Here is a 9,797-nt window from a genome sequence, read left to right as displayed (position 1 = left end):
CCCGCCGCGCCGCCGATCATCCAGCCGAACGCGGCCAGCACCGGAGCGAGGCCCGCGGCGGCGGCGATGAGTACGGCGACGGGCTGGCGCCAGCCGAAGTTCTCCGCGGCGACCCGCTCCCGGGCGCCGTCGGCGCCGAGCACGGCCGCCGCGATCAGCGCGATGCCGTAGACCAGGGTGGCCGGGCCCGCCCAGCCGGAATTGTTGGAGAGCACCGCGAAGACCAGCGCGAGGAGCGCCACGGCCCAGGCGGTACGGATGGCGAACTGCCGCTCGCCGCGGAGCAGGGCGGCCAGCGCGGCCAGCACCACACCGATCAGCAGGAGACCGCCGACGGCCTTGGGGCCGCCCGGGCTCATACCGAGCAGATCGAACGCGGAGGCCGATCCCGTACCGAACTCCAGGCCCGCCTCGCGGAAGAACGCGGAGGGCGAGGTCACCACCGACAGCGACCAGGGCGCGAGGAGCAGGACGGGCGTACCGAGCCCGGCCAGGACGCGCGTCCCGTAGGCGGCGAGGTCGTCGCGGCGCAGCGCCAGGACAGCGAGGCCGAGCACCAGTGCCAGCGGCCAGACGACGGGAGTGAACGCCATCGCGAAGGTCAGCAGGAAGGCGTAGGCCCAGGTGGCTCGCCAGCTTCCACGGGTGCCGTCGGCGTACGCGCCCGCGCGCAGCCCGTACGCCGCGACGGCGGCGCGGGCGATCAGCGGCAGCAGGATGGCGAGGACGGCCGTGCCGAGCCGCCCGGTCGCCAGCGCGCCGGTCGCGGCGGGCAGGAAGGCGTACGCGACGCTCGCCCAGGCGCGCAGCAGCCGGGACTCGACCAGCGGCCGTGAGGCGAAGTAGGCGGTGACTCCGGCGAGCGGTACGGAGCAGACGAGCAGCAGCGTCAGCGCGAAGCCGGTGGAGCCGAGGAAGAGCGCGGACAGCGCGGCGAGCACGGCGAGGTAGGGCGGTGCGGTCTCGGTGTTGCCCGTACCGACCGGATGCCAGCCGTCCGCGTACCGGGACCAGAGGTCGGAGACGTCTCCGGGCGCGGGCAGCAGCGCGCCGCCCGCCAGCGCGCCGCCACCGAGCAGTCCGCGGCAGGCGACGAGCGAGACGACGAGCAGCAGCGCGAAGAGCACGGGCCCGGGCTTGTGCGAGAGCTTCTTCAGCCGGGCGAACTGTTCGATCTCCAGGAAGTCCGCGTCGTCGCCGCCGGGCCCGGACTCGACAACGCCGTGCCGTGAGCCGCCCGCGTCGGCCTCGTTGCCGGAGCCGAGGCTCGCGGCGATCTGCTCGACGGTGGCCCGGACGGTCGCGCCGGGCGGCGGGAAGAGCGGACGCAGCTCCGCCGCCTCCACGACTCCCTTGCCGCGGTGGCGTCGGCCGCCGATGATCCGTCCCGGCCGCAGCAGCGTGCCGAAGAGGCCCATGACCTCGTCGACGGCCTGTCCGGGCGCCTTGCCCACCAGATAGGCGAGCGTGCGCAGCAGGGTGCCGACGACAAGACGGAGCAGTACGTACGGAAGGACGGCACTGCGCGCGTTGACGAGCATGGTGTAGACGGCGCCGGCCTTGTCGACGCGGTGCGGATTGACGACGGAGCGGCCCGCGCAGTCGACCGTACGGCGCTCACGGGCGGCGGCCTCCGCGTGCCGCAGGACGGCGTCGGGCGCGACGAGCACCCGGTGGCCCGCGGCGTGCGCGCGCCAGCACAGGTCGACGTCGTCGCGCATGAGCGGCAGCCGCCGGTCGAAGCCGCCGAGCTCCTCCCACACATCGCGGCGGATGAGCATGCCGGCGCTGGAGACGGAGAGGACGGTACGGACCTGGTCGTGCTGGCCCTGGTCCTGTTCGCGCCGGTCGAGCCCTGTCCAGCGGCGCCCGCTGTTGGCGATGGAGACGCCGACTTCGAGGAGCTGCTTCCGGTCGTACCAGCCGCGCAGCTTGGGACCGATGACGGCGGCGTACTCGTCGGAGTCGGCGACGCGCAGCAGTTCGGCCAGCGCGTCGGGCTCGGGCGCGCAGTCGTCGTGGAGGAGCCACAGCCACTGCACCGGTTCGCCGTGCGGCAGCTCCGGCATGTCGTACGTGTCGTCGCGCCAGCTCCGGCTGACCGGGTCCCAGCCGCTGGGCCGCTTCAGATAGGGCAGATCGTCGGGCGTGAGCACGCCGGCGGTGCCGACCGCCTCGTCGACGGCCGTACCGAATCCGGAGCGGCGCGCGAGATGCAGGACGCGGTCGGCGCCGAGTGCCTCGGTGAGCAGCCGGGCGGAGTCGTCGGCGCTGCCGGTGTCGGCTGCCATGACGTTCTGTACGGGTCGCTCCTGGCCCAGCAGCCCGGCGAGGGCGTCGGGCAGCCAGCGCGCACCGTCGTGTGAGACGAGCACTGCGGTCACGACGTGCCGCGGAAACTCGGGGACGGTGGCGGGAACGAACGCGGCGGTGGTGGGGGACATTGAGGTAACGGGCCCTCCGGCCGTGGGATCGCCCCGAAGGGGCGCTGGAGCGTCTCGGACGGGGCCCCACACTAACGGCTGGCAACAGGACGGTCCGCCGCCTGCGGGGGAAGGCGCAGACCGCGGACCGTTCGATCGGTACGAGGTTGTGACGATCGGGCGCGACGGTGATCGGGCCGGGACACGGGGAACAGGGCGGCCGGACGGCCCTGTCGAATGAACGAGCGAATGAATGAGCGAGCCCGATCGAGCCCGATCGTTATCCGGAGAGCTACCTGGCGGTTCACCTTGCGAAAAGCGGTCAGATCGCGGCCTTCTTCAGTCGCCGTCGCTCACGCTCGGACAAGCCGCCCCAGATACCGAATCTCTCGTCATTGGCGAGGGCATACTCAAGGCATTCCGAACGGACCTCACAGGCGAGGCAGACCTTCTTGGCCTCACGCGTGGAACCGCCCTTCTCGGGGAAGAAGGACTCGGGGTCGGTCTGGGCGCACAAGGCGCGCTCCTGCCAGCCGAGTTCCTCGTCCGCGTCCTCGACCAGCAGTTGCTGGAACAGCTCGGTCATGTGCGCCCCTCGTCTGTCTTCGCGTCCCCGTGATCTGGCCGTTGTCGATTTCGGCCGAACGACACGAGTGAAATTACAAGTGTGTGCTCTGGGCCGGTCAAGCCGAGATCTGCTATTGGGCCCGGTATTCACTCTGCGGAACCAAGGCTATGCGGAAAGTGTTCAAATCACCAAAAACCTGACACATGCCACTGGCCTACCCGCATCCACCTTTCCCCGCCACAAGAGACGCCTCACCAAGAGAGACGCCGCCCCTCTCTCCAGGAGAGACGCCATGGACTCCGGACTTGGTGCCGGTCCGGCCGCGGAAGCGATCCGGATCACAGTCTGATCACAAGGGCGTGACGGTGTTTACGAGCACGGTCGCTGCCCGATGTCTCCGCGGGTGGAGGTGGACAAACCTCTCTGCGGTCGGAGTAACCGGATGAGGTGAAACATTGCCGCCAAATCGGTCATCGAGTTGACAGTGGCTACCGGATTCGCCACCTTTGGTCTCATGCCAGTGAGCCCCGCGCACCCCGCGACCCACGTCCGTGGATTCCGCAGCGCTGTTCAGGTTCGCTGTTGCTGTTGTCCTTTGAGCTGTTGACGGCCGCTTCGGGCTCCGGTTGACGGCCGCTCCGGACTGCGGTCGATCGTTCTGATCGCTCCGATCACTTTTGTCTCTTCCCTCCGCGTTCACGGTGTCCGCCGTGCATGCCCCGCGACACCCTGCGCGTCCTTATCTCCGAGGAACCACCGCACCCATGAACAGCGACAGCGATCTCCAGATCGCCGGCGACCTTCTTGAGGTCCAGCATCTTCTCCAGCCGGCCCGTCAGCACCCGGTCACCGTGGCCGAGTTCGCGGGTCTCGCCCGGGCGCTCGCCGCCGACCGGGCGCAGTGGGCGCCGCTCGTCCGGTACGACGCCACGAGCCGCTGGTACCACCGGCTGCGCACCGGTCCCGGCTATGAGGTGTGGCTGCTCTCCTGGGTGCCGGGCCAGGGCACCGGCCGGCACGACCACGGCCGGTCCTCGGGCTTACTGACCGTGCTCGCCGGTGAACTGACGGAGCGTTCGGGAAGCGGGAGCCGCACGCTGGTCCCGGGCTCGCAGCGCGTCTTCGCGCCCGGCTATGTCCATGAAGTGGTCAACGACGCGATCGAACCGGCCGTGAGTCTGCACATCTACTACCCGGGTCTGACCGAGATGCCGATGCACACGGCGCAGTGCGCACCGGCGGCGGAGGATGTCGTACGCGCCTGATACGGCCGCCTGCACCGGCGCCTCACGGAGAACTCCGCGGCTGACAGACTGTTCTTATGCGCATTGTGGTTCTGGCCGGCGGTATCGGCGGCGCCCGTTTCCTGCGAGGCCTCAAGCAGGCCGCGCCCGACGCGGACGTCACAGTGATCGGCAACACCGGTGACGACATCCATCTGTTCGGGCTGAAGGTCTGCCCCGATCTCGACACGGTGATGTACACCCTCGGCGGTGGCATCAATGAGGAGCAGGGCTGGGGGCGTACGGACGAGACATTCCACGTCAAGGCGGAGCTGGCGGCGTACGGAGTCGGACCCGAGTGGTTCGGCCTCGGCGACCGCGACTTCGCCACCCATATCGTCCGTACGCAGATGCTCGGCGCGGGCTATCCGCTGAGCGCGGTCACCGAGGCGCTCTGCGCCCGCTGGAAGCCGGGCGTACGGCTGCTGCCGATGTCGGACGACCGTATCGAGACGCATGTCGCTGTCGATGTGGACGGCGAGCGCAAGGCCGTGCACTTCCAGGAGTACTGGGTACGGATGCGGGCGTCCGTGCCGGCCCAGGCGGTCGTGCCGGTCGGCGCCGACCAGGCCAAGCCGGCGCCCGGCGTGCTGGAGGCCATCGCCGCCGCCGATGTCATTCTCTTCCCGCCGTCCAACCCGGTGGTCAGCATCGGCACGATCCTGGCGGTCCCCGGTATCCGCGAGGCCATCGCCGAGGCGGGCGTACCGGTCGTGGGCCTCTCGCCCATCGTGGGCGACGCGCCCGTGCGCGGGATGGCCGACAAGGTGCTCGCCGCGATCGGCGTCGAGGCGACGGCCTCGGCGGTCGCGCTGCACTACGGCTCGGGGCTGCTCGACGGCTGGCTCGTCGATAGGGTGGACGCGGGTGCGGTGGCCGAGATCGAGGGCGCGGGCATCCGCAGCCGGGCGGTGCCGCTGCTGATGACGGATGTGGACGCGGCGGCGGCGATGGCGCGTGAGGCGCTGACGATGGCCGAGGAGGTACGGGCATGACAGCACCGCTGACCCCTGAGCCGGGGCCGGACTCGGCGCCGGGCCCGGCCCCGGACCAGGCGCCGCATCTGACGCCGGCGCAGGTCCCGTCGTACCGCGTCCGCGCGGTGGCCGGGCTGCCGGAGGTCCGTCCCGGCGACGATCTCGCGAAGCTGATCGCGGCCATCGAGCCGACGCCGGCCGACGGTGACATCCTGCTGGTCACCTCGAAGATCGTCTCCAAGGCCGAGGGCAGGATCGTCGAGGCGACGGACCGCGAGGCGGCGATCGACGCGGAGACCGTACGGGTCGTCGCGCGGCGCGGCACTCTCCGTATCGTCGAGAACCGGCAAGGTCTGGTGATGGCGGCGGCCGGCGTGGACGCCTCCAACACCGCGCCCGGGACGGTGCTGTTGCTGCCGGAGGATCCGGACGCCTCGGCGCGGGCGATCCGGGACGGGCTGCGGGACGCGCTCGGCGTGGACATCGGTGTGATCGTCACGGACACCTTCGGGCGGCCCTGGCGCAATGGCCTCACCGATGTCGCGATCGGCGCCGCCGGAGTGCGGGTCCTGGACGATCTGCGTGGCGGGACGGACGCGTACGGCAATCCGCTGTACGCGACGGTCGTCGCCGTCGCCGATGAACTGGCCGCCGCCGGTGACCTGGTGAAGGGCAAGGCCGAGGGCCTGCCGGTGGCGGTGGTGAGCGGTCTGGCGCACCTCGTCGTCGGCGCGGGCGGAGCCGGCACCGGCACGGATACGGGCGCGGACAGGAGCGTCAATTCGGACGCGGACGGCGCCGAGGCGGGCGCGCGGGAGCTGGTGCGGGTCGCGGCGGACGACATGTTCCGGCTCGGTACGTCCGAGGCGGTGCGGGAGGCGGTCACCCAGCGCCGTACGGTCCGCGACTTCACCGACGAGCCGGTCGACCCGGGCGCGGTCCGCCGCGCGGTCGCGGCGGCGCTGACGGCGCCCGCTCCGCACCACACGACGCCCTGGCGCTTTGTCCTGCTGGAGTCGCCGGAGTCCCGGCTGCGCCTTCTCGACGCGATGCGTGACGCCTGGATCGCGGACCTGCGCGCCGACGGCAAGACAGAGGAGTCGATCGCCAGGCGCGTCCGCCGCGGCGAGGTCCTGCGCAGGGCGCCCTATCTGGTGGTGCCCTGTCTGGTCATGGACGGCTCCCACACCTACGGCGACCCGCGCCGCGACACCGCGGAACGCGAGATGTTCACGGTCGCCATGGGCGCGGGCGTACAGAACCTTCTGGTCGCCCTCGCCGCCGAACACCTCGGCTCGGCCTGGGTCTCCTCCACCATGTTCTGCCCCGACGTCGTACGCGAGGTGCTCGACCTGCCGGCCCACTGGGACCCCATGGGCGCGGTGGCGGTCGGCCACGCGTCGACCGAGCCGAAGGACCGTCCGGCCCGTGATCCAGAGGATTTCATCGAGGTGCGCTGAGGGCTCGTCCCTCAGCGGCGTATCCGCTTCACAAACGGGCGATGTCGCCGACCGGCATACGAGGTGCCCGGCGCGAGGGAGTGCGGCCGGAGAGCAGGATCAGGCGGGTGGCGCGGTGGCGCTGGCCGGCGTAGGGCGCGAGGAGTTCCAGCATCGTGGCGTCGTCGGCGTCCCGGTCTCCGGCGAGGGCATGACCGATGATGCCCGGGAGGTGGAGATCGCCGACGGTGACGGCGTCGGGCGCGCCGTTGGAGCGCTGGACGGTCTCCGCGGCGGTCCAGGGACCGATGCCCGGGATCAGCCGCAGCCGGGCGGCGGCCGGTTCCGGCTCCATGGCCGCGGCCTCCTCCATACGGCGGGCGACGCGGACGGCGCGCAGGATCGTGGTGGAGCGCTTGGCGTCGACGCCCGCCTTGTGCCACTCCCAGGACGGAATCAGCGCCCAGGTCCGGGCGTCGGGCACGACGTACAGCCGCTCGCCGGACGGGAGCGCCGGGCCGGGCGCGGGCTCTCCGTACGTCCGTACGAGCCTGCGCCAGGCGCGGTAGGCCTCGATGGTGGTGACCTTCTGCTCCAGGATCGACGGGATCAGCGACTCCATCACGAGTCCGGTGCGGCACAGACGCAGACCGGGACGGCGGCGCCTGGTCTCGGCGAGGAGACGGTGGCGCGGGACGAAGGCGTCCGGCTCGTCCGACGCGCCGAGCAGTTCGGGAAGCTGCTCCAGCATCCACTCGGCCCCCGGGCCCCAGGCCTCCGCCTCCACGGCACCTCCGCACGCCACGGTCCGGAGCATGCCGGGGCCCGCGGGTGTACGGCTGGCCCGCAGATACGAGCCGTCCGGCGCGGCGCGGAAGGTCGGATCGGCGGGACCGCGGCGGAGAGGTCCGAGGACGAGCCCGAGGTCGTATGGGCCCGACGGTGTCCACCGGCGGCGGATCCCGTCCACGGGCTCGGCGGGAACGGGCGCGGCAGGACGCGGGACGGTCGGGCGCCGGGCGGCTGAGGCATGCGCCGGGCGTGGGACGAAGCGGCCTGCCACGGGTGAGGTCCTCGGGGTCGGAGTCATTCACGAGAGTACGGGGGCGCCCGCTGCCGCCAAGCCCTGCCCCTCGCGTATTCCTCCTGGACCAAGAACGAGCCGGTCTCCGAGTGGGGCTACTGGTCCGACGAGAATCTCACCGTCGCCGGCGGGAGCGTCGTGTCGCACCAGACGCGGATACCGTCCCGTAGCTCGTTGTCGGCCCCGACCACCGCGCCGTCGCCGATCACCGCGCCCGAGAGGACCGAGCGCGCGCCCACGCGGGCGTTCGCACCGATGAGGGAGTGGGTGATCAGCGCGCCCGGTTCGACGACCGCGTGGGGCAGGACCGCGGTGGCGGCGAGACGGGCGCCCGCGCCGATCACCGCGCCGGCGCCGATCACCGTACCCGCGGTGAGTTTGGCGTCGGGAGCCACGGACGCCGTCGGGAGGATCAGCCGTTCGCCGCAGCGGCCGGGAAGCGCCGGGGACGGGACGCGGCCCAGCACCAGATCGGCGGAGCCGCGGACGAAGGCCTGAGGAGTGCCCAGGTCCAGCCAGTACGTACGGTCGGCCATGCCCTGGAGATGCGCGCCCGCGGCCAGCAGACCAGGGAACGTCTCGCGCTCCACCGAGACCGGGCGCCCTTCCGGTATGGAGTCGATCACCGAGCGCCGGAACACATACGCGCCCGCGTTGATCTGGTCCGTGACGATCTCCTCCGGCGTCTGCGGCTTCTCCAGGAACGCCGTCACCCGCCCGTCCTCGTCCGTCGGCACCAGACCGTAGGCTCTCGGGTCCTCGACGCGGGTGAGATGGAGCGAGATGTCGGCGCCCGTCCGCGCGTGGAGGCCGACCAGCGCACGGATGTCCAGACCGGTCAGGATGTCGCCGTTGAAGATCAGTACGGGCTCGTCGGGCCCGGAGCGCAGCCGCGAGGCGACGTTCCTGATGGCTCCGCCCGTACCGAGCGGCTCGCGCTCGGTCACATACTCCAGCTCCAGACCGAACGTCGAGCCGTCGCCGAAGTACGGTTCGAAGACCTCGGCCAGATACGACGTCGCCAGGACTATGTGCTCGACGCCCGCCGCCCGCGCGCGGGCCAGTTGGTGCGCCAGGAACGGGACGCCCGCCGCGGGCACCATCGGCTTGGGGGTGCGCACCGTGAGCGGCCGGAGCCGGGTGCCCTTGCCGCCGACCAGGAGGATCGCTTCTGTCACCGTGTCGTCTCCGCTTCCCGCTCGGGCCGGCGTTTCCGTATGCCGTGCGTACGTCATGCCGTATGTACGTCGTGACGTCGTGATGTACGCCGTGCACGTTCATGGATACCTGTGTCCGCACCCGGAACCGACCAGTGTTCGTCGCTCGGCGGCCATGATGTTCAACGGCCCTGGTAGCGCGCCGCCGTGGTCCGTGTGGTGCCGAGCTTTCCGTAGAGCCTGCTTCCTGGGCAGTCGGTGTTGAATCCGTCCCGGTGCCCTGAGATGGCACGGAGGCCGACCTTGGTTCCCTTCTTGTACTTGCCGCTTCCACTGGAGATCAGCGTGACCTTTCCGCGCGGATCGACGCGATGCAGACCGAGCTTCCACGCGGTGAGCCTGGCGACGGCGGTCGTGGCGGCGGCCGACGGATTCGTACCGCCGTACGTTCCGAGCACCGCGATGCCCATCGTGTTCGCGTTGAAACCGAGCGTATGGGCGCCTTTGACGGGCTTCACCACGCCACCCGCGCGCCCTTCGTAGACGTTTCCGCATTTGTCGACGGCGAAGTTGTAGCCGATGTCACGCCATCCGCTGCTCTTGACGTGGTAGCGGTAGATACCGCGCAGGACGGAGGCCGACTGCCGGCAGTCGTAGTTGTTTCCCGTGGCGCTGTGATGGACGAAGGCCGCCGTGAGTCTCTTGCTGTAACCGAACCGCCTCTCGCGCAGCGACTCGTCCGCTCCCCAGCCCCGGCGGGTGACGATGCGCGGGCGCGGTCCGATGTACGGCTTCGCGGACCGGGCGCGCTCCGGACCGGCGCGACCGGCTCCCGTGCGGCCTGTGCGGCGGCCCGCGCCGGCGAG

General features: G+C 71.2%; 8 protein-coding genes. 3 read left to right on the top strand and 5 right to left on the bottom strand.

Annotated features, from left to right (window positions below; genetic code table 11):
* Together GA0115259_RS08400 and GA0115259_RS08395 are read right to left on the bottom strand one after the other, a co-directional pair.
* The coding region (locus GA0115259_RS08400; RefSeq protein ID WP_141716492.1) for a glycosyltransferase at window positions 1-2,444 on the bottom strand (2,444 nt) is incomplete at its 3' end.
* 301 nt (window positions 2,445-2,745) lie between these two features.
* Window positions 2,746-3,009, bottom strand: a complete 264-nt coding sequence (locus GA0115259_RS08395) for a WhiB family transcriptional regulator (protein ID WP_014046372.1) — start codon at window positions 3,007-3,009, stop codon at window positions 2,746-2,748.
* A gap of 746 nt (window positions 3,010-3,755) precedes the next feature.
* Between GA0115259_RS08395 and GA0115259_RS08385 the strand changes: the two genes are divergently transcribed.
* From GA0115259_RS08385 to GA0115259_RS08375, 3 genes are read left to right on the top strand one after another with little or no spacing between them, the layout of a single operon-like run.
* The gene (locus tag GA0115259_RS08385) at window positions 3,756-4,256 is read left to right on the top strand and encodes a cysteine dioxygenase (RefSeq protein WP_093593132.1); all 501 of its coding nucleotides are present in this window, start codon (window positions 3,756-3,758) and stop codon (window positions 4,254-4,256) included.
* A 56-nt stretch (window positions 4,257-4,312) separates the two neighbouring features.
* Window positions 4,313-5,269 carry a 2-phospho-L-lactate transferase gene (gene cofD, locus GA0115259_RS08380; RefSeq protein ID WP_093593129.1) on the top strand — a complete coding sequence of 319 codons (957 nt, stop codon included), beginning with the start codon at window positions 4,313-4,315 and terminating at the stop codon, window positions 5,267-5,269.
* Complete coding sequence (locus tag GA0115259_RS08375; protein WP_093593126.1) at window positions 5,266-6,711, top strand: coenzyme F420-0:L-glutamate ligase; 1,446 nt, start codon at window positions 5,266-5,268, stop codon at window positions 6,709-6,711. Before cofD ends, GA0115259_RS08375 begins: the two co-directional genes overlap by 4 nt.
* A 28-nt stretch (window positions 6,712-6,739) precedes the next feature.
* On the opposite strand, the gene GA0115259_RS08370 is transcribed toward GA0115259_RS08375, so the two are convergent.
* From GA0115259_RS08370 to GA0115259_RS08360, 3 genes are all read right to left on the bottom strand, one after another.
* Window positions 6,740-7,753: a DNA-3-methyladenine glycosylase family protein gene (locus GA0115259_RS08370; protein ID WP_093593123.1), complete on the bottom strand. Its 1,014-nt coding sequence runs from the start codon at window positions 7,751-7,753 to the stop codon at window positions 6,740-6,742.
* Between the two features lie 116 nt (window positions 7,754-7,869).
* Complete coding sequence (locus tag GA0115259_RS08365) at window positions 7,870-8,952, bottom strand: mannose-1-phosphate guanylyltransferase (protein WP_256097946.1); 1,083 nt, start codon at window positions 8,950-8,952, stop codon at window positions 7,870-7,872.
* Between the two features lie 161 nt (window positions 8,953-9,113).
* Window positions 9,114-9,797: peptidoglycan recognition protein family protein (locus tag GA0115259_RS08360; protein ID WP_237539851.1), on the bottom strand; the 684-nt coding region annotated here is incomplete at its 5' end.

The organism is Streptomyces sp. MnatMP-M17 (assembly GCF_900091995.1).
Classification (GTDB): Bacteria; Actinomycetota; Actinomycetes; order Streptomycetales; family Streptomycetaceae; genus Streptomyces.
Note: the sequence above shows the minus strand (reverse complement) of the source record. Positions and strands in the feature narration are given on the sequence as shown.